Source organism: Mycobacteroides sp. CBMA 271 (assembly GCF_009729205.1).
GTDB lineage: Bacteria > Actinomycetota > Actinomycetes > Mycobacteriales > Mycobacteriaceae > Mycobacterium.
In genome coordinates this window covers 69,557-92,312 of record NZ_VTHB01000002.1, presented here as the reverse complement: position 1 = coordinate 92,312, position 22,756 = coordinate 69,557, and the positions used below count along the sequence as shown (strand labels likewise).

Below are 22,756 nucleotides of genomic sequence, written 5' to 3'. Positions count from 1 at the left end.
ATGAGTACAGAGCGCACCAGCGTCGGCACGGTCGACGATCTGCATGAGTCGGCGACCCGTCTGATCGGTCTCGATGATTTCGGAGACGGAACTGTCGACAACTACCGCGAAGCACTCGGCGTCCTGCTGGACTCGTATCAAAGCGAAGCCGGCCTGACTCCGTTGGGTTCCAAGATGTCTCGGGTCTTCCTGCGGGGTGCGCTGGGCGCACGGCTGCTTAGCGAGGCTGCCTTCAAGGCGCACCCTGACTATGCGCAGGTGGCCATCGACCGGCCGATCTTCGTCACTGGCCTGCCGCGCACCGGCACCACCGCGTTGCATCGCCTCCTCAACGCCGACCCGATGCACCAGGGCCTGGAAATGTGGCTGGCCGATTTCCCGCAGCCGCGGCCGGCCCGGGACACCTGGGATGCGAATCCGGTGTACCAGCAGCTCGAATCGCAGTTCTCCCAGCATCATGTCGCGAACCCGGAATTCATGGGCCTGCACTACATGTCGGCCAGCGAGGTAGAGGAATGCTGGCAGCTGCTGCGGCAGTCGGTGCACTCGGTCTCCTATGAATGCCTGGCGCACGTGCCGTCCTACGCGCAATGGCTGGCCCAACAGGATTGGACGCCCGCCTACCGTCGTTACAGGGCCAACCTGCAGCTAATCGGGCTCAACGACATCGAAAAGCGTTGGGTGCTTAAGAATCCCAGCCACCTTTTCGCCCTCGATGCGCTTATGGAGGTGTACCCGGACGCGCTGGTCATTCAGACGCACCGCCCCGCCGAGACCATCATCGCCTCCGTGTGCTCGCTCAACGAGCACGCGACGGCGGGCTGGTCGGAGACCTTCGTGGGTGCCACGCTCGGCGCCGATCAGCTGGACACCTGGGCACGCGGATTGGAGTCCTTCAAGTCCGCACGCACCAAGTACGACGAGGCCCAATTCTGCGATGTCGACTACTTCGATTTTATCTCCGATCCGATTGGCACCGTTGAATCCATCTATCGCCACTTCGGGCTAGAGCATTCGGCCTCGGCCCTCGTGGAGATGCAGAAGATGAATGACGAAAGCCAGAAGGGCCCGCGCGCACCGAAGCACGTCTACTCGCTTGCCGATTATGGGCTGAGCAAGGAAGCGGTGATGGAGCGCTTCTCCGGGCTGTGACGTCGGTCTTCCCGCAAGCGGTCCATCCGTGATGTGGGTCTTGCCGCAAGCGGGTCATCCGTGACCCACGTTGCTGTCATCGGCGCCGGTGCCGCCGGAACCATGGCGGCACTGCACGTTCTGCGGCACACGGACTCGAAGACGCTGCGGTTGAGCGTGATCGACCCCGACGCGCGGACCGGGCCCGGTCTTCCGTACCGCACGGAAGACCCCCGGCACCTGCTCAACGTTCCGGCGGGGAAACTCAGCGCGGACATCGGTGAGCCCCTGGACTTCGTGGCCTGGCTTGCAGATAACAGCCCGTTGAGCGCTGGTCCCGAGGATTACGTCCCCAGGGGACTGTTCGGACGTTACCTATCGGGCGTATTCGAGAGAGCCGGCGACGATCGCGTGACTCGGATCCATCGCCGAGCCGTCGGGGCGCGACGGCGGGGCGACGGAATTTCGGTCACTCTGTGCAATGGCGAAAACGTGTACGCAGACGCGGTGATCTTGGCCGCAGGCCCCAATAATCCCGGAACCTCCTGGGCGCCAGTCTGGTTACGGGACAACGCGGTACTCGTGGGTGATCCCTGGCGCCCCGGTGCGCTCGGGGACGTTCCCGACGAGGGCGATTTGCTGCTGGTCGGGACCGGTCTGACGATGGCCGATCTCGCATGCACCCTGCGACGACCCGGGCGCGTCCTGCACGCCATCTCCCGCAGTGGACTGTTGCCGAGAGCACATCTCCCGAAACCACAATCACCACCGGTGGCCCCTACGTTCACCCTGGAACGCGGCCGAGTTCTGGAGCGGGCCGTGCGCTACGTCCAGGAAGTGATCGCCGCGGGCGGCGACGCGTGCGCGGCTGTGGATGCGCTGCGGCCCCGTGCCGGCGCCCTCTGGACCGCGATGACCGTCGAGGAACATGAGAAGTTCCTGCGAAAGTACCGCAGATTATGGGACATTCATCGGCATCGGATGGCACCGCAGACGGCTGCCCGGATCGACGAGCACATTGCAGTTGGTGAGTTACGCACCCACCGCGCGGAGCTGGTAGATGCAGGGGCCGCTGACCCCGGCGCTCGGGTGACGTTGTCCTCGGGTGAGGTTCTCGATGTGCGTGCGGTGATCAACTGCACGGGACCGCAATATGACATCACTGCAAGCACCGATCCGCTGTGGCGCGAGATGCTTGCCGGCGACCTCGTGCGTCCCGGGCCGCTCAATCTGGGACTGGACACCGACTCCGAGGGAAGGCTTTCCCCGGGTGATGCGCCGATGTGGGCACTGGGACCGCTGCGACGCGGAAATCTCTGGGAAACAACGGCATTCGCAGAGATCAGGGCGCAGGCGCGGGAGCTGGCGGCGCTGATAGTGTCGTAGCGTGCGGGTTCTGGTGCAGCGGGTGGTGTCCGCAAGCGTGTCCGTCGACGGCGAAGTGGTGGGGGAGATCCGCCCCGAAGGTCAGGGTCTGCTCGCCCTCGTGGGTGTCACCCACGATGATGATCTCGAAAAGGCGGCGCAACTTGCCGAGAAACTATGGCAGCTGCGCATTCTCGACGGCGAAAAGTCCGCCGCCGATCTCGGTGCCCCGATCCTGGTCGTCAGTCAATTCACTCTGTACGCCAACACGAAGAAGGGGCGTCGTCCGGCGTGGAACGCGGCGGCTCCCGGGGATGTCGCCGAACCCATCGTCACGGCATTCGCCGACTGTCTGCGGGGTCTCGGCGCGCAGGTGGAGGCCGGAGTGTTCGGTGCGCACATGCGCGTTGAACTGATCAATGATGGTCCGGTGACCGTACTGCTGGAGCTGTAGCTCAGCCGTCCCCGGGCGGGGAAGCCGTACAGATCGGGTCGAGACAACCCTCGGCGACCGCGTGCGCGATGCTGTCAGACAGCCGTGGGCAGCCGCGAACCCGCGCGGTGTTGGCGCCTTCTTCACGCATCTGGGCGAAGTAGGCGCATCGTCCGGCAGCCGCCGTGTTCCATTGGACGGCAGTGTGATTGATGCTTAGCTTCTTCACCATCACTGAGCCATGGCAGAACCTGCAGTCCACTTCTTGTAGGCCCGAGGTCAGATAACGCTGCTTGTCGCCCTCGGTTGCCTCGTGCAGCCGGGTGGCCCGCTGCGGGTCGTTCTCGAAGGCGGGCGCCTTCGACCATTGCCCGTTGTGGGCCCCGGATTCAGCGGAGTCATGGTCGCCGTCTTCCCCATGGGCGCCATGTAGTGCCAGCATCGACTGAGCCAGCTCCTCCACGGAAGGAGGGCTGGTAGTTTTCTCAGTCGATGCTGAAACTTCAGTCATCGCACTAGCTTTGCGTTGCCTCGGCGGGAGCTTCGGCCTCGGCGGCCTTCTCCTCCGCTTGACGCTTCAGATTCTCGTCGACCTCGCCATGCCAGAACTCGTTGGCCTTGGAGGTGTCGATCTCAAGCTCGAACCGGTCCGTCATCTCGGGAGTGACGTCGGCCTTGTCGACGTAGAACTGTGAGTACCAGCGGCGCATTTGATAGACGGCGCCGTCTTCTTCGACCAGCAAGGGGTTGTCGATGCGGGTCTTGTTCTTCCAGATCACGACGTCCTGCAGGAAGCCTTGTCCCACACCCTTGGTCATGGCGCGCGAGAGCTTGCCGGTCATCTTCTCGTCCATGCCCTCGGGCTTCTGGACGATCACGCCGTACTGCAGCACGAACGAGTTCTGATCGATCGGGTAGTGGCAGTTGATCAGGATGGACTCGGCCTTGTAGCCGCCATAGTTGTTGTGCAGCCAGTTGATCATGAACGACGGCCCGAAATAGGAGGCCTCCGAATCCAGGACCTGCTCACCGGTGTACTGCGAGGAACCTCCGAGCAGCACATCGGGACGACCGACGGTGCGCAGGTACTGCGAGGCGATGTGGCCCTCGAAGACGTTCTTGAAGAACGTCGGGAAGCCAAAGTGGATGTAATAGAAGTGCGCCATATCGGTGACGTTGTCCACGATTTCGCGGCAGTTGGAACCGTCGATGACGATGGTGTTCCAGTCCCAGGTGGTCCAGCCGTCGTCGGCGAACTCCGGGATCTCGGGAATGGCAACGTCATCGGTGGGGCCGTTGCCCTCGGCGTCATGCCAGACGAACAGTAGGCCGTTCTTGACGTCGGTGGTCCAGCTGCGGGTGCGGGCTAGCTTCGGGGTGCGCTTGGCGTAGGGGACCAGCTTGCACTTGCCGTCCCCGCCCCAGCGCCAATCGTGGAACGGGCAGGCGACATTGTCGCCCTTGACCGTGCCCTGGGACAGATCGCCGCCCATGTGGCGGCAGTACCCATCAAGGACCTTGATGTCGCCCTGGGAATCCGCGAACACGACAAGCTTGGTGCCGAACGCGTCGATCGAGTGGGGCTCGCCGTTCCTGAAGCTCTCGGCGATACCCAGGCAGTGCCAGCCGCGGGCATAGCGCGTGGGTAGCTCGCCGACGTCGATCTCACGAACGCCGATTCCTGCGGTATCTGTGCTCATGGCGGGGCTGCCTCCAGTGTTTCGATGCTGGCCGCTCGGACGGCCATCTCCAACTAGAACATGTTACAGTTTTGAGGTCGTCTGGCGCAAGAAATGTGGCCACTACGAGCGCAAATGTGCATGTAGGAGGTGTGTGTGAACCGCGGCTGGCTTGACGAACTCGGGGTCTCAGCGCTGATTTCGCTGTCGCCGACCGACTATGCGGGCATCAACCGGACGCTCCGAACGGTGTGCGCCGCCGCTCTCGGCCTGCCACCTCTGCCCGCGGAAGACGCCATTCCCGATGGTTCTGCGGCGCTGACCGACTTCGCTGAGCAGTTCGCCGTCGACGTCTCGGCAGTGACCGATGCACAGCGCGCGGCGCTCTTCGAAACGTTCGGTAAGGGCTCGGGACACGTTGTGGCGCTGACGTTCATCGCAGACTTCCTGCCTCGAGTGCGGTCGGGCCTGACCGCACTCGGCGTCACCGCCTGGCCAGAGCCCGCGTCCTGGGACCGCGACAGCGACCCGAGTGTCGTGTTGCTCGGGAATTTTCTTACCTCCATCGGGAGCTTGTCCGCGCTGGATCCTGTCACCAGCGAGATCGCGCGGTTGCGTGGAGCGGCGCAGCATCAGTGCCGACTGTGTAAGTCGCTACGCGAAACGACGGCACTGAAGGCCGGGGGATCGGAGTCTTTGTACGGAGACATCGCCGATTTTGAGGAGTCCACGCGATTGGGTGACTCGCATAAGGCTGCCTTGCGATACGTGGATGCGCTGATCTGGACCCCGGCGGATATCCCCGCCGAGGTCGCCTCCGGAGTGAGCAAACACTTCTCTACCGAACAGGCAGTTGAGCTGACATTTGACGTGATGCGTAATGGCTGCAACAAGATTGCGGTGTCACTGGCCGCCGATGCAGCCCGAGTGTCGGAGGGGACGGAGTTGTACGAGCTGATGCCGGATGGTCGGGTGAGCCTGCCCCGCTAGGGTCTGCGCATGCCCTTGTACTCACTCGACGGAAAAAGCCCGAGCGTTCACCCCGAGGCGTTCGTCGCGCCGACCGCCTGTCTCATCGGAGATGTCACGGTGGAAGCCGGCGCGTCGATCTGGTTCAACACGGTTATCCGCGCCGACTACGCGCCGATCATCATCCGCGCTGGCGCCAACATTCAGGACGGGTCGGTGCTGCACAGCGACCCGGGAATGCCGGTCGACATCGGCACGGGAGCCACCGTGGCGCACATGTGTCTGGTGCACAGCTGCACCGTGGGTGACGGCGCCTTGATCGGAAATCACGCGACGGTGCTCGACGGCGCCTCCATCGGCGCGCGGAGCATGGTGGCCGCGGGATCGCTGGTCCTAGGCGGCGCTCAGATTCCGGAGGACGTGCTGGTCATGGGTTCGCCCGCCAAGGTCAAGGGGCCGGTCGCAGGAACGCCCGCGGAGTTCCTGACCAAGGGCGTCCCCGCCGCGTACCAAGCGTTGGGCGAGCGCTACCGGGCTGGTTTGGATACATAAGCGTCAAGTAGCCCGCGTCCCCTTAGTCAGCTGCAGGCATTCGGGAACGTTGAACAGTCGCTGCATCCGCAGTTCCTTGGCCGGTAGCTGGGACCGCACGTCGGCGGTGGGGACGATCCGCGGATCGGTGAGGGCCATCAGCTCACCGGCCCGGAGCAGATCGGCGCCGCCTTGGGCGGTGACGTTGCGCACCCAGTCGGCCGTCGGACCGTAGGGCAACAGGATCAGGACGGTGTCCCCGGCGGCGTCGAAGGCCTCCACCGGGGTCTCATAGGAGCCCCCACTGCGCCGGCCGGTGTGGCGGATGACGGCCGTCGAGGTGGCGGCAGTTCCCGCGGTGGCCATGATCTTCGGATTGGTCACCGCGTGGTTGAACCGGCGGACCACGTCGAGTATCGGGCGGTTCTGCAGACGGATACCCGCCACGAGTAGCGCGAACAAGATAAGCGGCACCAACACAACAACACCGACAGCGATGAACGCGGCGATCACGTGGTGAGGTTACCGAGATCCGGCCGTGGTGTGACGGGGATCTCGGGACGTACGTCCCACTTCCCCGGGAATTTTTTTTAGGCTTGCCTTACCTAAGTGATTCAATGCAAAAGGGGATAGGCATGAGGAAGATCCGAGTCGCCGTCGTCGGCGCAGGTCCGGCAGGCATCTACGCCGCCGACATCCTCACCAAGGAGTACGAGCAGGCCCAGGTTGACGTTTTCGACCGGCTGCCCGCACCGTACGGTCTGGTGCGCTACGGCGTGGCTCCCGACCACCCTCGCATCAAGGAGATCATCAAGGCGCTGCGTCGCGTGCTCTCGCGCGACGAGATTCGGTTTATCGGAAATGTCCACTACGGCACCGATATCAAGCTCTCGGACCTGCGTCGGTTCTACGACGCGGTGATCTTCTCCACCGGTGCACGCGCCGACCGTGGACTCGACCTCCCCGGTATCGACCTGCCGGAAAGTTACGGCGCCGCCGACTTCGTCTCCTGGTACGACGGCCACCCCGACGTCCCGCGCGACTGGCCGCTGACCGCGCAGAGCGTTGCCGTGCTGGGCGCGGGAAACGTCGCGCTCGACATCGCGCGCATGCTGGCCAAGCCCGCGGACGAGCAGCTCGGCACCGAGATCCCCGCCAACGTCTACCAGGGCCTGGCGCTCAACCAGGCAACCGACGTGCACGTCTTCGCGCGTCGAGGACCAGCACAGATCAAGTTCAGCCCCATGGAATTTCGTGAGCTTTCGCACTCGCCGAGCGTGGACGTCATCGTGCATCCGGAGGGATTCGAGATCGACGAGGGCAGCCAGCAGGCCATCAATTCCAGCAAGGCCACCAAGCTCGTCGTCGACACCATGATGAAGTACCTGGATCAGGAGCCCACTGGCGCGCCGCATCGCATCCACATCCATTTGTGCCAATCACCGGCGGCGGTGCTGGGAACCGGCAAGGTGGAGGGGTTGCGCACCGAGCGGACCGAGCTGACCGGCGACGGAACCGTCCGCGGAACAGGGGAATTCACCGACTGGCCGGTGCAGGCCGTCTACCGCGCGGTCGGATACGTGTCTTCGCATCTGGCGGATCTGCCTTTCGACCATCACGCCGGTGTCGTCCCACATGACGCCGGACGGGTGCTCGACATCGACAGCATCCCGATCGAATCCACCTATGTGACCGGCTGGGTCAAGCGCGGTCCTGTTGGATTGATCGGGCATACCAAATCCGATGCTGCCGAGACGATCGCCAGTCTGCTTGCTGACCTCCCGGGTATCCAACCCGCCGAAATCTCGGACCCCGATGCGATTTTCGCGCATCTGCGGGGCAGCGGGATCGAATACACCACCTGGGAGGAGTGGGAACGGCTCGACGCCCACGAGGTCGCACTCGGTGCGGAACAGGGCCGCGAACGCATCAAGTTAGTACCGCGCGAGGAGATGATCAGCGCCGGGCGCCAGGCCTCCTAGCGTGAAGATGCAAAAGCCCCCGACGCCATGCGCGGGGGCTTTTGTATTGGTTCGGTCTAGACCTTTCGCGCCGTCCCGGCGACCTTGTCGAACTCCCAATAGGCGCGCAGCAGGACGATCTTGCCCTCGTCGTTGGCCTGGTAGGTGAACACACCCTCGGCCGTCATCGCGTAGCCGTTCATGGTGGTCACGATCCGCCCGACGTTGGCCTGGTGAGTACCGCAGTCATAGGTGGCGTCGAAGATGAAGTCCAGCTTCTCGGTGGGCGCGATGACGTTGTCCCAGAACGCCGCAATGGCCTCCTTGCCGCGGTGCCCGTTGCCCTCGGGATCCATCGGTGACTTACCCACTGGGTCCTGTACGACGCCGTCATCGGCGAAGTTGTCGACCCAGGCCTGCTTGTCGCGGGCGGCCACCGCCTCTCGTGAACGCCGTCCCGCTTCGTTGGCAAGGCTCACTTTTGCTCCTCTCCCTTCCCTGCGGGCTTATCCGCTCCAACGACCCACATTGAGTAGTACTGCGAGCCACCGCCATACGCGTGGCCCAGTGCCTTCTTAGCGCCGGGCACCTGATGGTCGCCGGCCTTGCCCATCACCTGGATGGCCGCCTCCGCGAACCGGATGAGACCCGAGGCTCCAATGGGATTCGAGGAGAGCACGCCGCCGGAGGCGTTGACAGGGATCTTGCCGCCAATCGCCGTCTCGCCGGCCTGGGTCAGCTTCCAGCCCTCACCCTCGGCCGCGAATCCTAGGTTCTCCAGCCACATCGGCTCGAACCATGAGAACGGCACGTAGATCTCCGCGGCGTCGATCTCGTCGATCGGGCTGGTGATTCCCGCGTCCTTCCATAGCGCCGCCGCGGCATCGCGTCCGGCCTGCGGGTTCACCCGGTCGCGTCCGGCGTAGTCGAGAGGCTCGGTGCGCAGCGCGGTGGCATGCACCCAGGCGACGGTATTGCCCTCGGCAACACGGGCATCCGCTGTTGCCTCGTCGGCAACGACGATCGCGCAGGCGCCGTCGGAAGACGGGCACGTCTCGTCGAAGCGGATCGGATCCCACAGCATCGGCGAGGCCATCACCTTCTCGACGGTGATATCGGGCTGCTGCAGGTGTGCCAGCGGGTTCTTGGCGGCGTTGAGCCGGTCCTTCACCGCCACGATGGCGCCGGTATCCAGGGGTGCCTGCGAGCGCTCGATGTATGCGCGCACGTGCGGCGCGAAGTAGCCGCCCGCGCCGGCGCCCACCGGAACCGAGAATGGCACCGGAATGGACAACGCCCACATAGCATTTGACTCGGACTGCTTCTCCCAGGCCAGTGCCAGGACGCGGCGGTACTTGCCCGACTGCACCAAGCTGGCCGCCACCACACCGGTGGAGCCGCCGACCGAACCGGCGGTGTGCACCCGGATCATCGGCTTGCCGGTGGCGCCGATCGCGTCCGCCATGAACAGCTCGGGCATCATGACGCCCTCGAAGAAGTCGGGCGCCTTACCCACGACGACAGCGTCAATATCGTCCCAGCCGACGCCCGCATCGGTCATCGCGCGGTCGATCGCCTCACGCACAAGGCCGTTCATGGAAACGTCGTGACGCTTGGCGACGTACTTGGTCTGCCCGGTACCTATGACGGCAGCGAGATTTTTAGCGGTACCCACGTCAGTGTCCTCTTCTCTTCGCGCAAGCGCTCATCGTTCGCCGTCCAGCACCGCGACGAGGTTCTGCTGTAGCACCGGCCCGCTGGTCGCGTGGGCCAGTACCCGCTGTGCCGAACCGTTCCAGATATGTTGTGCGGCAAAGCCGATTCTTTCCAGCCCGGCCGAGAACATCGGGTTGGCCACCAGTGCGCCACCAGACGGGTTGACCGTCGTGGATTCCTTGAGGCCGATGGCCTCGGACAGGATCAGCTGTTGATGGCTGAATGGGGCGTGCAGTTCGGCGATGTCGATGGAACCAGTGTCGCCGCGGGTTGCCGCCGCAGCGGACGCTGCTGTCGACGGAGACGTCGTGATATCCCGGCCGCCGATCGCGGGGGAGTCGATGCGATGCTCGAATCCGGTAATCCAGGCCGGGTTTTCGCGCAGTTCACGTGCACGGTCAGCCGAGGCGAGCACCATGATCGAGGCGCCATCGGAGATGGGCGCAATGTCATGCCTGTGTAGTGGGTCGGCGAAGTACTCGCGCGCCAGCAGCTCCTCGACGCTCGATGCCGGCGCCTCGGAGTCGACGCGTTTCGCGCGACCGAAGGCGTCGAGGGATATCTGCGCCATCTGCTCCTTGGTCCACTTGCCCGAGTCCAGGCCGAGCCGTGCCTGCAGCGCCGCCATCGACACCGAATCGGGCCACAGCGGCGCGACGGTGTACGGATCGGTCTGCAGGGCAAGGGCTCTGCGGAGCAGGCCGGCGGAAGACTTGCCGAATCCGTAGACGAGAGCGGTCTCGACCTGCCCGCTCAGGATCTTGATGTAGGCCTCATACAGCGCCCAGGCAGCGTCCATCTCGACGTGAGATTCGTTGATCGGTGGCACCGCGCCGATCGAGTCGATGGCCGAGATAAACGAGAAGGCGCGTCCGGCCAGGTAATCCGACGAGCCCGAGCACCAGAAACCGATGTCCGACTTGGTTATTCCCAGGTCATCGTAGATTTGGTGGAAACAGGGGACCAGCATCTCGACGCCGTTGGTGGTGGCGTCGGTGGTCCGGACATGGGGGGCGTGGGCAAAACCCACAACAGCAACGTCGCTCATTACATCCGGTCCTTGTAGGTCTCGTAGTCGGCGTCGGGTTCACCGGTTGGGCGGAAGTACTGGATGTTGTCGATCCCGTATCCCCACTCCTCCTTGGGTTTCCACACGGCCTCGACCCGCATGCCGGAGCGGACTTCGGCGGCGTCGATGTCGTAGACCAGATGCAGGAACGGAATATCGGCACCGTCCAGCAGCACATAGGCGGCCACGTACGGCGGTTTGATGCGCTGCCCGGGGAACGGGATGTTGATGATGGCGAAGGTGGTGACGACGCCCTTGTCGGAGACTTCCACCAGATCGGAGGTGGGCTCCCCGGTGAGGGGATCGGCACCGCGGGCCGGGAAGTAGACCCGTCCGCCGGCACCGGTACGTCCACCGAGCAGCTTGCCCTCTGCCAGTGCGCGCAGGTAGGCGCTCTCCTCGGGGGAGGTGATGTGCTGCACCTCAAGGCGGATCGGGGTGACCTGCATGGTCACGGGCTCCTGGTTCGCGGATACGGACACGTCGCTCTGGCTGGATGTCGCCGACTGCGTGGCTCGGTCCCGGTCCCCGAGCGCGAAGTAGGCGATATCGGTGATGGCGCCGACGGTCTCGTCACTCCACACCGCGTGCACGCGTGCGCCGGTCGAGATGGCGTCAGCGGATCCCGCATCGACAGCGTGCAGCAGCGAGGTGTCGGCTCCGTCGAGCTTGATCAGCGCCCAGGCGAACGGCTTGGCCAGGGGCTGCCCCTCAAGAGGTTCCGGCTGCCAGGACCACGACTGAACCGTGCCCACACTCGATACCGGCACCACGTCGGTCAGCGGCGCGTAGGTCACCGGGTCGTATTCGGCGGCGGGTACGTGGATCCGGCCGTCGCTGCCGCGGGTACCGACGATGTGCCGGTCGCGCAGGGCGGTGAAGAACTTCGACAGGGTGGGACCGACCGAACGGGTGTAATCAAAAGACAGTTCGAGGGGAGCCGTCAGGAGGGGTAATTGCCCCGTTGTGCTGCTTTGGCTGGGTGTCACACCTCCGAGTAGAACAAGTTCTAGTTTTTTTCGCAAGGGTGGTGGTCGTGGCATATGCGCCCGGTTACTGTGCAGTCATGAAATTCGGATTGCAGCTGGGGTACTGGGCGGCCTCACCGCCGGAGAACGCGCCGGAATTGGTGGCCGCCGCCGAGGAAGGCGGATTCGACGCCGTCTTCACTGCCGAGGCCTGGGGCTCGGACGCGTACACCCCGCTGGCCTGGTGGGGATCGGACACCAGCCGAATCCGGTTGGGCACCTCAGTGGTTCAGCTTTCGGCGCGGACACCGACGGCGTGCGCCATGGCGGCGCTGACGCTGGACCACCTCTCCGGTGGTCGCCACATCTTGGGGCTGGGTGTCTCGGGGCCGCAGGTGGTCGAGGGCTGGTACGGGCAGTCGTTCCCGAAACCGCTGGCCCGCACCCGTGAATACATCGACATCATCAGGCAGGTGCTGGCTCGTGAAGCCCCCGTGCGCAGCGACGGCCCGCACTATCCGCTGCCGTTCACGGGCCCGACGGCCACCGGCCTGGGCAAGCCGCTCAAGCCGATCACGCACCCACTGCGGTCCGATATCCCTATCTTCCTCGGCGCCGAGGGCCCCAAGAACGTGGCGATGACGGCCGAGATCGCCGACGGCTGGCTGCCCATGTTCTACGCGCCGCGGCTGGCCGACATGTACAACGAATGGCTTGACGAGGGCTTCTCGCGCCCCGGTGCGCGGCGTACCCGTGAGGATTTCGAGATCGCCGCCACCGCCCAGGTGATCGTCACCGAGGATCGCCGCTCGGTGATCGATCAATTGAAGCCGTTCTCCGCCTTGTACATCGGCGGCATGGGGGCCGTAGAGCTGAACTTCCATGCCGAGGTATACCGCCGCATGGGGTACGGCGAGGTAGTCGACGAGGTCACCGAGCTGTTCCGCACCAACCGCAAGGACAAAGCGGCCGAAGTGATTCCGGACGAGCTGGTCCTCGACACCACGATCGTCGGCAACGAGACCGAGGTGCGCGAGCAGATCAAGGCTTGGGAGGCCGCCGGGGTCACCATGCTGGTGGTCGGTTGCCGCAGCGTCGAGCACGTCAAGCAGTTGGCGGCGCTGACCTAAACCTCTAGCCGAACGTCGACTTCTCGTGCGAAAGTACGAGTGGTTCACGCAGAAGGTCGACAGTCGGTGGGGAGGGACCATGATCGGCTTCGCCGATGCGCGGTCTCGGGCGGAGGCATATATCGCCACGCTGCGTATCGACGACGTCTTGATCATCGAGGACGCCGTCACCGAGACGGCTGACGCGTGGTACTTCCCGTACAACGGAGCCGCCTTCCTCTTGCATGGCGACTCCTCCGCGGCCTTGGCCGGAAACGTGCCTATCAAAGTGCCCAAAAATGGGGGTGAGGCATGTTTCGAGAATCCTGTGCCACCGGAGGGCGTGTTATCTGATCGATGGTGCGACCAGTTCCAGTGTGTCGTAGAGCGTTTGGGGCAGTCGGCGCGAGTGCAGCGTAAGTACTTGCAGCACTGGCGCGTTGGGGTCGATGAGCTGGCGTTGGAATTCGGCGACCTGTTACTCCCACACCGGCTGTCATTGACAGACGACCAAGAGGAGGCCGCCCGCGAAATTGACCGGCGTCTGCGCGAGATGACTGACGCCCCAGACATCGGACAGTGGTCGTCGATTGGTCTGTCGGATCCGCGTTGGGTGGAGATACGACGCGTTGCTCGGGCGCTCCTGATGTCGCTGAGGTCCGGGCGCCCGATTAGCGACTGTCGCTGAAATCGAGCATCGCGTTGACGGTGTCGACGGCCTCGTTCAGCGCCGCGACGCGGGCTTCCAGCGTAGGCGCTTTAAGTACGGCGTAGCGGTCTGCCTGACCCATCGGTACCCGAGACGCCAACGCGTACAGGCGTTTTTCGGCACCGCTGGGCAGCGCGGTGGCGATCGACCAACGACGCGGGAGCTGTACCTGCTGTGCCGTCGCCACTCGTCGCAGCAGATTCTCGATGCGTGCCTGCACCTCGTTGAGGGCGCTGAGTGTCAGCACCCGCTCGTCGGGTTCATCGGGCCATGGCTCGATCTCGGCACGCGGATACGGATCATCGTCGAGCCACGCGCGGATACGGATCCGATGCGCGCCCTCACCGCGTACTGCGAAGCGGTCCGCCCCAAGCGACTCGCATTCGAGGATGCGGACAGCGGTCCCGACGTCATGGCGGACGTCTCCGCCGCCGACCTCCTGACCGCGGGCAATGAGGACGACGCCAAAGGTGCGATCGGCAGCCATCACGTCGTGCACGAGCGCGACGTAGCGCGGCTCGAAGATGCGTAGCGGTAGCGGCTCGCCGGGAAGCAGTACCGACTGCAGCGGGAACATCGGCGTCATCCCGCCCACACTAGGTCTGCGCCCTCGCCGCATCTAGCGGCACTGCACCAGATGGGTAAGTCAATGCACTTACCGATGCCGAAGGAGAGCTATACGATCTCGAAATGTCGTTGGCGGTTGGGGAGGTTTTCGCCGGTTTCACAATCGTCCGGATGCTGGGTTCGGGAGGGATGGGCGAGGTCTACCTCGCCGACCATCCGCGACTACCCCGCCAGGACGCGTTGAAGATCCTGCGTGCGCAGACCTCGGAGGACGATGAGTACCGCACGCGATTCAACCGTGAGGCCGAACTGGCGGCGGGCCTGTGGCATCCACACATCGTCGGCGTACATGACCGAGGCGAACATGACGGCCGGTTGTGGATTGCCATGGACTATGTCGACGGATCCGACGCCGCGCATCTGTTGCGCGACAAGTACCCGAACGGGCTGCCGGAGGCGGATGCCTGTGCCATTGTTTCCGCGATTGCGGACGCGTTGGATTACGCACACGAGCGCGGCCTCCTTCATCGAGATGTCAAGCCGGCGAACATCCTGATATCGACTTCGGCTACGGGAAGTCAGCGGATTCTGTTGGCCGACTTCGGCATTGTCCGAGAGATCGCCGAGCCGGGAAATCTCACCGGCACAAATTTCACGGTCGGAACCGTTGCCTATGCTGCCCCCGAGCAGCTGATGGCGGCCGAACTTGATGGCCGTGCCGATCAATATGCCCTCGCGGCCACGGCTTTTCACCTCCTTGCCGGTAAGCCCCCGTTTGAGGACTCCAACCCCGTAGCAGTGATCAGCCAGCACTTGAAGTCCACCGCTCCGGCGATCAGCGATCGCCGCCCCGACCTGGTCCGCCTTGATCCGGTGTTCGCGAAGGCGTTGGCGAAGGAGCCGGGAGCCCGCTTCGGCCGGTGCCGTGACTTCGCGGATGAGCTGAAGCAGGCGCTGGGAGAGGGATCTGGCGGATTGCAGGCAACCCAGCTGCGGGTGTCGGGGAGTGCTCCTGCGGTCGTCGCTGCCACTCAACATCGCCAGCAGACGATTGCAGCAGTCGGAAGCATCCCGAAGCGTCGTCGAATTGCCGTAGCGGCTGTTGTCGCGGCGGTAATGCTGGCCGCCGCCGGAATCGGCGGGTACCTGGTGCAGAACAACCGTACTCGCGCCGACGCCACGGTTGCTGCGGCCAGCCCGGCGGCAGTTCTGGACGGAACGTACCGCTTGGACGTGGGCATGGCGCAGCAGACTCTCAACGGTGCGCCGCTGACTGAAGCCCCTGACTGAAGCCCCTGACCAGCCGACTATGACTGCGGTCTGGGCGTTCCGATCCACCTGCGACGCAACTGGCTGTGTTGCCACCGGGGCAGTGCTCGATGAGACCAACCACGCGATCGCAGGCCCATCCGGAAACACAGCGCAGATGCGATACATCGACGGCAGCTGGCGGCGGCTACCCGTGCGTAAGCGTGACAAGCCGCTCGCGGGCTGTTTGCAGGCGCCCAACGGTATCAACGATGCAGACACGATCGTCGGGACCTGGGAGCTGGCCCCGCAGCCCTACAGCATATTGCGCGGAACGATGACAAATACTGCGGGTGACAGGTGACTGCAGTCGTCAGGGGTCGGTGTGGATCATCCCGCTGGTCGCGACGCGGTTGGGCGATTCGCCACCCGGAGTGGTGCCCGACCCGGCGGGTGTCCCTGTCGTGGCGAGTAGCCCGCAGACCACGCCGGGCACGATTCAAGGGTTCCTCCGTGTCGACTTCGACATGGCGAATGCAAAGGTCAACGGTGCCACGCAACCACCCCGTGCGAAGGAGCCGCCGATTTGGTGGGCGGCGAGTTCCAAGTGCTCATCTGCGGGATGCGCCGCGACGATGGTCGTGGTAGACGAGACAAATCACGGAGAAGCGATCCAGGCCAACGTCTTTCATCTGCTCGACGGCCGGTGGGTGGGTGAGCCCACCTACGAACAAAAGCCGTGTGCCAAATTTGTTCCCGGTTCGAGTGGCACCTTCACGCTGAAGCGAAGTTGGTCCATCGACGAGCAACCGGCTGGTGTGCTGTCGGGCATGTCGACGATGGAGCTTCTGGGGAACTGTGTTACCCAGCGAATGCAGATGGAGGCGCCGATCACCATCACGCGGACCGGGGATGTGCCGGGCGGCGTAGTGCTGGCCGACCCCGCGTACTTCCTCCCGACGTAGCGATCCCGTCGAGGCGATCAGGTAGCGGTGAAGTTGGGGGCGCGCTTCTCGGCGAAGGCGCGCGGGCCTTCCTTGGCGTCATTGCTGGTGAAGACGCCAATGCCGACCTTGGTGTCCGCCTTGAACGCCTCGTTCTCGTGCAGACCCTCGGAATCGCGGATGGTCTTGAGCACGGCCTGCACCGCGAGCGGTCCGTTGGCGGAGATCATGGCGGCGAGCTCGAGAGCCTTGTCCAGTGCCTGACCGTCGGGGACGACGTGTCCGATGAGACCAATTTCCTTGGCCTCTGGCGCCTTGAGGTGTCGTCCGGTCAGCAGAATGTCGCAGGCGACGGTGTAGGGGATCTGGCGGGGGAGACGCACCGCCGACCCGCCCATCGGGTACAGGCTCCACTTGACCTCGGAGACACCGAACTTCGCGCTCTCGCCGGCCACACGGATGTCGGTGGCCTGCAGGATCTCGGTGCCACCGGCGATCGCGGGACCCTCGACCGCGGCGATCAGCGGCTTCGTCAGGCGGCGGCCCTTGAGCAGACCGGGGATGACCGAAGGGTCGTAGCTGCCGTCGGAGAACTGGTCGCCGGGGGCGCGCTTGTTCATGGCTTTCAGGTCGGCACCGGCGCAGAAGTAGCCGCCCGCACCGGTCAGGATGCACACCCGAACCTCGGGATCGTTGTCGACACAATCCCAGGCCTGCGTCATGATCTCCAGCATCTCGCCGGAGAGGGCATTGCGCGCGTGGGGGCGATTCATCGTCACGATCAGTACGTGGTCGCGCAGCTCAACGAGGGCGTGGGGGGCTTCTTGCTCGGTCACAGTCTGCGATGAGCCGCTTGCGCGAAGAGCGTCGGCTTCAGTCATTGAGAGGTTCCTTCGGGGCCGGTACTTGTCTAAAAATGTAACACGTTCTAATTTATGGACATGGCCCTTAACATTGCCGACCTCATTGAGCATGCAATCGACACTATGCCCGATCGTGTTGCCATCATTTCTGGCGACCGAAAGCTGACATACGCCGAGCTTGAGGAGCAGTCCAACCGGCTGGGGCACTACCTGCAGAGCCAGGGTGTGGGTCCCGGCGACAAGGTGGGCCTCTACTGCCGGAACGGTATCGACATCGTCGTCGCTCTTGTCGCGATTGTGAAGATCCGCGCGATCTCGGTGAACGTCAACTACCGGTACGTCGAAGCCGAGCTGCACTACCTGTTCGAGAACTCCGACATGGCGGCGCTGGTGCACGAGCGCCGATACAGCGACAAGGTTGCGAACGTGCTGCCGAGCACCCCTAACGTCAAGACGGCGATTGTTGTCGAGGACGGGGTGGACGGGTCTGCTCTCGATTACGCGTCGTACGGCGGGATTTCCTTCGCGGACGCCCTCGCGCAGGGATCCCCCGAGCGCGATTTCGAGGAGCGCAGCCCCGACGACATTTTCCTCATCTACACCGGTGGCACCACCGGATTCCCCAAGGGCGTCATGTGGCGGCATGAGGACATCTACCGCTCGCTGTTCGGTGGGGTCAATTACGTGACCGGTGAGGTCATCGAGGGCGAATGGGACCTGGCCAAGGAGGGCGCGCAGAACGCACCGTTCATCGGGTTCCCGATCCCGCCGATGATCCACGGTGCCACCCAGGCCGCCACCTTCATGGCCCTGTTTCAGGGCCGCACCACGGTCCTGGCACCGGAGTTCAACCCGGACGAGGTCTGGGAGACCATCGAGAAGCACAAGATCAACATGTTGTTCTTCGCCGGTGACGCGATCGCCCGGCCGCTCATCGACGCCCTGGACACCGAGACTGGCCGCGCGCGCGACCTTTCCTCGCTGTGGGTGATCGCCAGCAGCGCCGCGTTGTTCTCCCAGACAGTCAAGGAGCGGTACCTGGAGCTGCTGCCCAACCGGATGATCACCGATGCCATCGGTTCCTCGGAGACGGGTACTGGCGGCCTGAGCAGTGTGGCGAAGGGGCAGATGCACCCGGGAGGTCCGACCGTCAAAATCAGTTCCACCACAGTGGTTCTCGATGAGGAAGGTAACCCGATCCAGCCAGGTTCGGGGGTGCGCGGTCTCATCGCCAAGAGCGGGCACATCCCGGTCGGATACTTCAAGGACGAGAAGAAGACCGCCGAGACGTTCAAGACGTTCAACGGTGTGCGGTACGCGATTCCGGGCGACTGGGCCACCGTCGAGGCCGATGGCACCGTCACCATGCTCGGCCGTGGTTCAGTGTCTATTAACACCGGTGGCGAGAAGGTGTTCCCCGAGGAGGTCGAGAGCGTCCTGAAGGGTCACCCCGCAGTGTTCGACGCCATTGTCGTCGGGGTTCCCGACGACAAGTGGGGTCAGCATGTGGGCGCCGTGGTCTCCGTGCGTGACGGCGCCCCGCTGACCTTCGAAGATCTGGATGCCCACGCGCGCAAGGAAATTGCCGGGTACAAGGTGCCGCGCAGTGTCTGGATCGTGGACACCGTCAAGCGCAACCCCGCAGGCAAGGCCGACTACCGCTGGGCCAAAGAGATCTCGGAAACCGAGAAGGTCGACCTCGTGAACACCAAGCACGTCAACACCGGAGCCTGAGCCATGCACACCGACCTCTGCGAACGGTTCGGAATCCAATACCCGATATTCGGATTCACGCCGTCGGAGAAGGTCGCCGCCGCGATAACCCGCGCGGGCGGTATGGGTGTGCTTGGTTGTGTCCGGTTCAACGATCCGGATGAGCTTGACGCGATCCTGGACTGGATGGACGAGAACACCGACGGTAAGCCGTACGGCGTCGACATCGTCATGCCGGCCAAGGTGCCCACCGAGGGGACAGCTGTCGACATCGACAAGCTGATTCCACAGGGGCACAAGGACTTCGTTGACAAGACGCTTGCCGATCTGGGTGTGCCGCCGTTGCCGGGTGAGCGTGAGTCGGCGGGTGTGCTGGGTTGGCTGCACTCGGTGGCGCGCTCACACGTCGAGGTAGCGCTCAAGCATCCGATCAAGCTGATCGCCAATGCCCTGGGCTCGCCACCGAAGGACGTGATCGACCAGGCCCATGAGCATGGGGTGTCGGTCGCGGCACTGGCGGGTAAGGCCGAACATGCCAAGCGGCACGTCGCAAATGGCGTGGACATCGTTGTGGCCCAAGGCTATGAGGCCGGTGGCCACACCGGTGACGTGGCGTCGATGGTGCTGTGGCCGGAGATCGTCGACGCACTGGGCGGCAGCGCCCCGGTGCTGGCAGCTGGCGGTATCGGAAGTGGCCGACAGGCCGCCGCGGCCCTCGCCCTGGGTGCCGCCGGGGTGTGGACCGGCTCGATCTGGCTAACCGCGGCCGAGTATGACCTCGGAACAGTCACTGCCGGTGGTGATTCCGTCGTGCAGCAGGCGTTACTCAAGGCGACCTCCAGCGACACTGTGCGCACCCGGATTTACACCGGGAAGCCCGCGCGCCTGTTGAAGACTAAGTGGACGCAGGCCTGGGACGCCGAGGATGCGCCAACGCCGCTGCCCATGCCCTTGCAGAACATCCTCGTGAGCGAGGCGCACGAGCGGATGAATCGTGCGAGCGATCCGGAGACGGTGTGCTTCCCTGCGGGGCAGATTGTGGGGCGGATGAACGAGATTCGGCCGGCCGCGGAGATCGTGGCCGATCTGGTGGCGGGTTTCGAGAGCACGGTAGACAGGTTGAACGAGATCCGCGACTGAGTCTCGCACCGAGCGTGCGGTTTACGGTGGTTTGCGGCCAATTTTCACCGAAATCCGCACACTCGAGCTACGCAGCCAGGGGAGCACCGAGTGCTTCCGCTACCCGTGAAACAAGGGTCCCCGCCCGGTGGCGGACCATATCCGAGCTCACCCGGATGATGCGCCATCCCTCATCCGCTAGTTCCTTGGCGCGGTCGATATCTCGGGTCCGCTGGCGGGCATCTGTCCAGTGCTGGGCACCGTCGAATTCCATGCCAACCTTGCGGTCCCTCCAGCCCATGTCGAGGCGGGCGACGAAGTCTCCAAACCTATCGCGGACGGTGAGCTGGGTCTGTGGCGCGGGGAACCCCGCGCGCACCACGATGAGCCGCGTCCGCGTCTCCCACGGCGACTCGGCACCGCCGTCGATCAAGGGCAATACCTGGGCGAGTCGCGTCAGACCTCTGGCCCCGCGGTGTCGTTGCACGAGCGACTCGATATCGGCGGTGGAAACCCCTGTCGCATTCATCAGAGCGTCGAGACGTTCCACCGCTAGGTCGACCGTGGTCTGGCGTCCGATATCGAAGGCCGTCCGTGCGGGGGTGGTGACGGGCAGACCCTGAACGACGGTCTGTTCGTCCAGGCGCAGTATGTCGCTCCGCAGGGCGATTCCCTGTGGAGGACGTCGATTGGTATGGATCAGTTCGGCGGGTGCCTCATCCGGTAGCCATTTTGTCCCGTGGACGGCGGCAGCGGACATTCCCGCCAAGACACCCTGGCGTCTTGACCACAGCCAGGCCGCCTCGGCCCGCTTGAGTGCGGTGACCTTGGCCTCAAGTGGAACGTATACACCCGGATACAGCGGACGGAATCTGCGCCGGAGTGCGTGATCGGTGACGCGGCGTGTGGCGAGCACTTCACGTCCGATGAATGGCCACGGTGTGTCCCCCATATCGGGAGTCTTGCACCGATCACCGACAGCCCATCGAGTGTGCGGTTTTCGGTGGCTTTCGGCGAATCCTCACCGTAAACCGCACACTCGGCGGCAGGCTGGGCTAGCGGGGTAGGTAGGTGTCGCCCGAGAGCTCCCACAGCGGGTCGCTGGTGTCCAGTGCCTCGGCGGACAGCTGTCGCTTGATCACCTTGAAGGTGGCGGTGCGGGGGAGGTCCGTGCTGATCCTGACGAATGACGGCCACTGCTTAGGCCCGAGATCCTCTTGCGCGGCCAGGAATTCGCCGAGCCTGGCAGGGTCGAACTCTGCACCGACGATTGCCGCCATGACACGATCCCCGACGGTCGGATCCGGAATCCCGTAGACCGCGACCTCGGTGATCCCGGGATGACGTAGGAGCGCCCGCTCGATGGGTGCGGTGCCCAGGTTCTCGCCGTCGACCCGCAACCAATCGCCCAGGCGCCCGGCGAAATACACATAGCCGTTCTCATCGGCATAGGCGAGGTCACCGCTGTGGTACATGCCACCGGCCATGCGTTCGGCATCGGCCTCGGGGTTCTTGTAGTAGCCGGTGAACCGGCCGGGCCCGGTGACGTTCACCAGCTCGCCCGTTGCGTCGGCGGCATTGAGTACCTTGCCGCTAGCATCGAAAGTCGCAGGGGGACAGGGATCGCCGGTCTCGACGTCCAGGATCCGGACGTCCGGCGTCAGCGGCCCGATCGCGCCGGACGGGGTGCCGGGTGCCCAACCGAGGGCCACTCCACCCTCGGTAGATCCGAATCCGTCGACGACGAAGGCTCCGAAGCGCTTCGCGAAGCGATCGGTGTCGCCGGCAGCTGCCTCATTGCCGTACATGATCTTCAACGTATTCTCGGCATCGTCGGCTTGCTCCGGTGTCGCGAGCACGTACGACATCGGCTTACCGACGTAGTTGGCGTAGGTCGCGCCGTACTTGCGCACGTCGTCGAGGAAGCCGGACGCGGAGAACTTGCGCCGCAACGCAATCGATGCACCTGACGCGACGGCCACCGACCAGCCTGCTAGCACGGCATTCGAATGGAACATCGGCATGGACAGATAGCAGACGTCCGCCGTGTCGAGGCCGAACCGCGAGGACAGCATGATCCCGGCCGAGGCCACCTTGCCGTGGGTAATCTGGACGGCCTTGGGATCACCGCTGGTGCCCGAGGTGAAGATGAGCATGAAGAGATCGGAGCCGCAGGGCCGGCGACATTCAACTCCATCGGGCTGCACATCGATTTCGGACACGGATGCCCGGTATTCCCTAGCGAGGGAATCGATGTCGATGTACTCGACGCCGTCCAGCAGTGAAGCGCTCGCCGAGTCGGTCAGGATCAATTGGCAGTCGGCAAGGTCCACGTCCCGTTGCAACGCGCTGCCGCGGCGGGTGGGGTTGAGCCCCACCAACACCAGACCACCCAGCGCCGCGGCGCCCAGCAGATACGAGAAGGTCGGGGTGTTCTCCAGCAGCACACCGATATGCGGCGGCTTCGAGGGATCCAGGCGTGAGCGCAGGACCGAAGCCAGCCGGCGGCTTTCGGCCACGTGTTCGCGCCAAGACGTGAACGATCCCTCAAAGTGCAGCCCCCGGTCGTCGACATCGGCCAGGTCCAGCAGCAGCTGAGTGACCGTTGCGTCTTCCGGGCTTCCCACATGCTCTTCGCGCAAGCGGCTCATCGCATCACCAC

24 protein-coding genes are annotated in these 22,756 nt (G+C 64.3%); 13 read left to right on the top strand and 11 right to left on the bottom strand.

What is annotated here, in order from left to right:
• The 3 genes from FZI91_RS05870 to dtd are packed head-to-tail and all read left to right on the top strand — an operon-like array spanning position 1 to position 2,950.
• A complete protein-coding gene (locus tag FZI91_RS05870; protein ID WP_155937945.1) occupies positions 1-1,152 on the top strand; it encodes a sulfotransferase in 1,152 nt (383 codons plus the stop codon).
• A 60-nt stretch (positions 1,153-1,212) separates the two neighbouring features.
• The gene (locus FZI91_RS05865) at positions 1,213-2,517 is read left to right on the top strand and encodes an FAD/NAD(P)-binding protein (RefSeq protein ID WP_162525375.1); all 1,305 of its coding nucleotides are present in this window, start codon (positions 1,213-1,215) and stop codon (positions 2,515-2,517) included.
• Position 2,518: 1 nt separating this feature from the next.
• On the top strand, positions 2,519-2,950 hold the full coding sequence (gene dtd / locus FZI91_RS05860) for a D-aminoacyl-tRNA deacylase (protein WP_162525374.1): 432 nt from the start codon (positions 2,519-2,521) through the stop codon (positions 2,948-2,950).
• 1 nt (position 2,951) lies between these two features.
• On the opposite strand, the gene FZI91_RS05855 is transcribed toward dtd, so the two are convergent.
• Positions 2,952-3,392: a hypothetical protein gene (locus FZI91_RS05855; protein WP_162525407.1), complete on the bottom strand. Its 441-nt coding sequence runs from the start codon at positions 3,390-3,392 to the stop codon at positions 2,952-2,954.
• Positions 3,393-3,444: 52 nt separating this feature from the next.
• Positions 3,445-4,629, bottom strand: coding sequence for a Rieske 2Fe-2S domain-containing protein (locus FZI91_RS05850; RefSeq protein ID WP_155937943.1), 1,185 nt, complete (start codon positions 4,627-4,629; stop codon positions 3,445-3,447).
• Positions 4,630-4,764: 135 nt separating this feature from the next.
• On the opposite strand from FZI91_RS05850, the gene FZI91_RS05845 reads away from it, so the two are divergent.
• Both FZI91_RS05845 and FZI91_RS05840 read left to right on the top strand, forming a co-directional pair.
• The gene (locus FZI91_RS05845; protein ID WP_309224028.1) at positions 4,765-5,598 is read left to right on the top strand and encodes a carboxymuconolactone decarboxylase family protein; all 834 of its coding nucleotides are present in this window, start codon (positions 4,765-4,767) and stop codon (positions 5,596-5,598) included.
• Between the two features lie 9 nt (positions 5,599-5,607).
• Complete coding sequence (locus FZI91_RS05840) at positions 5,608-6,129, top strand: gamma carbonic anhydrase family protein (protein ID WP_155937942.1); 522 nt, start codon at positions 5,608-5,610, stop codon at positions 6,127-6,129.
• 3 nt (positions 6,130-6,132) lie between these two features.
• Here the strand turns inward: FZI91_RS05840 and FZI91_RS05835 are convergent, their stop codons facing one another.
• Positions 6,133-6,621, bottom strand: coding sequence for a nitroreductase family deazaflavin-dependent oxidoreductase (locus FZI91_RS05835; protein ID WP_162525373.1), 489 nt, complete (start codon positions 6,619-6,621; stop codon positions 6,133-6,135).
• A gap of 122 nt (positions 6,622-6,743) precedes the next feature.
• On the opposite strand from FZI91_RS05835, the gene FZI91_RS05830 reads away from it, so the two are divergent.
• The gene (locus FZI91_RS05830; protein WP_155937941.1) at positions 6,744-8,090 is read left to right on the top strand and encodes an FAD-dependent oxidoreductase; all 1,347 of its coding nucleotides are present in this window, start codon (positions 6,744-6,746) and stop codon (positions 8,088-8,090) included.
• Positions 8,091-8,146: 56 nt separating this feature from the next.
• Here the strand turns inward: FZI91_RS05830 and FZI91_RS05825 are convergent, their stop codons facing one another.
• From FZI91_RS05825 to FZI91_RS05810, 4 genes are read right to left on the bottom strand one after another with little or no spacing between them, the layout of a single operon-like run.
• Positions 8,147-8,548, bottom strand: coding sequence for a nuclear transport factor 2 family protein (locus FZI91_RS05825; protein ID WP_162525372.1), 402 nt, complete (start codon positions 8,546-8,548; stop codon positions 8,147-8,149).
• On the bottom strand, positions 8,545-9,744 hold the full coding sequence (locus FZI91_RS05820; RefSeq protein ID WP_162525371.1) for a thiolase domain-containing protein: 1,200 nt from the start codon (positions 9,742-9,744) through the stop codon (positions 8,545-8,547). The genes FZI91_RS05825 and FZI91_RS05820 overlap by 4 nt, the downstream gene beginning before the upstream one ends.
• Positions 9,745-9,774: 30 nt before the next feature.
• Positions 9,775-10,833, bottom strand: coding sequence for a thiolase domain-containing protein (locus tag FZI91_RS05815; protein WP_155937940.1), 1,059 nt, complete (start codon positions 10,831-10,833; stop codon positions 9,775-9,777).
• Positions 10,833-11,843: an OB-fold domain-containing protein gene (locus tag FZI91_RS05810; RefSeq protein ID WP_309224027.1), complete on the bottom strand. Its 1,011-nt coding sequence runs from the start codon at positions 11,841-11,843 to the stop codon at positions 10,833-10,835. Before FZI91_RS05810 ends, FZI91_RS05815 begins: the two co-directional genes overlap by 1 nt.
• A 77-nt stretch (positions 11,844-11,920) precedes the next feature.
• Between FZI91_RS05810 and FZI91_RS05805 the strand changes: the two genes are divergently transcribed.
• Together FZI91_RS05805 and FZI91_RS05800 are read left to right on the top strand one after the other, a co-directional pair.
• Positions 11,921-12,952: an LLM class F420-dependent oxidoreductase gene (locus FZI91_RS05805; RefSeq protein WP_155937938.1), complete on the top strand. Its 1,032-nt coding sequence runs from the start codon at positions 11,921-11,923 to the stop codon at positions 12,950-12,952.
• A gap of 25 nt (positions 12,953-12,977) precedes the next feature.
• Positions 12,978-13,619 (top strand): YrhB domain-containing protein, encoded by a 642-nt coding sequence (locus tag FZI91_RS05800; protein WP_155937937.1) that lies wholly within the window; start codon positions 12,978-12,980, stop codon positions 13,617-13,619.
• Here FZI91_RS05800 and FZI91_RS05795 read toward each other — a convergent pair.
• Positions 13,603-14,226, bottom strand: coding sequence for an LON peptidase substrate-binding domain-containing protein (locus tag FZI91_RS05795; protein ID WP_155937936.1), 624 nt, complete (start codon positions 14,224-14,226; stop codon positions 13,603-13,605). The genes FZI91_RS05800 and FZI91_RS05795 overlap by 17 nt on opposite strands.
• A gap of 104 nt (positions 14,227-14,330) precedes the next feature.
• Here FZI91_RS05795 and FZI91_RS05790 point away from each other — a divergent pair, with 104 nt between their 5' ends.
• From FZI91_RS05790 to FZI91_RS05780, 3 genes are read left to right on the top strand one after another with little or no spacing between them, the layout of a single operon-like run.
• On the top strand, positions 14,331-15,497 hold the full coding sequence (locus FZI91_RS05790; RefSeq protein ID WP_155937935.1) for a serine/threonine-protein kinase: 1,167 nt from the start codon (positions 14,331-14,333) through the stop codon (positions 15,495-15,497).
• Between the two features lie 19 nt (positions 15,498-15,516).
• Positions 15,517-15,819 carry a hypothetical protein gene (locus FZI91_RS05785; protein WP_155937934.1) on the top strand — a complete coding sequence of 101 codons (303 nt, stop codon included), beginning with the start codon at positions 15,517-15,519 and terminating at the stop codon, positions 15,817-15,819.
• Positions 15,809-16,420, top strand: coding sequence for a hypothetical protein (locus tag FZI91_RS05780; RefSeq protein ID WP_155937933.1), 612 nt, complete (start codon positions 15,809-15,811; stop codon positions 16,418-16,420). The genes FZI91_RS05785 and FZI91_RS05780 overlap by 11 nt, the downstream gene beginning before the upstream one ends.
• Positions 16,421-16,437: 17 nt before the next feature.
• On the opposite strand, the gene FZI91_RS05775 is transcribed toward FZI91_RS05780, so the two are convergent.
• Positions 16,438-17,280: a crotonase/enoyl-CoA hydratase family protein gene (locus FZI91_RS05775; RefSeq protein ID WP_155937932.1), complete on the bottom strand. Its 843-nt coding sequence runs from the start codon at positions 17,278-17,280 to the stop codon at positions 16,438-16,440.
• 54 nt (positions 17,281-17,334) lie between these two features.
• Between FZI91_RS05775 and FZI91_RS05770 the strand changes: the two genes are divergently transcribed.
• Both FZI91_RS05770 and FZI91_RS05765 read left to right on the top strand, forming a co-directional pair.
• Positions 17,335-18,996 carry an acyl-CoA synthetase gene (locus FZI91_RS05770; RefSeq protein WP_162525370.1) on the top strand — a complete coding sequence of 554 codons (1,662 nt, stop codon included), beginning with the start codon at positions 17,335-17,337 and terminating at the stop codon, positions 18,994-18,996.
• Between the two features lie 3 nt (positions 18,997-18,999).
• Entirely contained in the window at positions 19,000-20,115 is a 1,116-nt protein-coding gene (locus tag FZI91_RS05765) for a nitronate monooxygenase family protein (RefSeq protein WP_155937930.1), read from the top strand.
• A 67-nt stretch (positions 20,116-20,182) separates the two neighbouring features.
• Here the strand turns inward: FZI91_RS05765 and FZI91_RS05760 are convergent, their stop codons facing one another.
• Positions 20,183-21,046, bottom strand: a complete 864-nt coding sequence (locus FZI91_RS05760) for a DUF559 domain-containing protein (RefSeq protein ID WP_155937929.1) — start codon at positions 21,044-21,046, stop codon at positions 20,183-20,185.
• A gap of 103 nt (positions 21,047-21,149) precedes the next feature.
• Positions 21,150-22,721 carry a long-chain-fatty-acid--CoA ligase gene (locus tag FZI91_RS05755; RefSeq protein ID WP_162526584.1) on the bottom strand — a complete coding sequence of 524 codons (1,572 nt, stop codon included), beginning with the start codon at positions 22,719-22,721 and terminating at the stop codon, positions 21,150-21,152.
• Positions 22,722-22,756 lie beyond the last annotated feature (35 nt).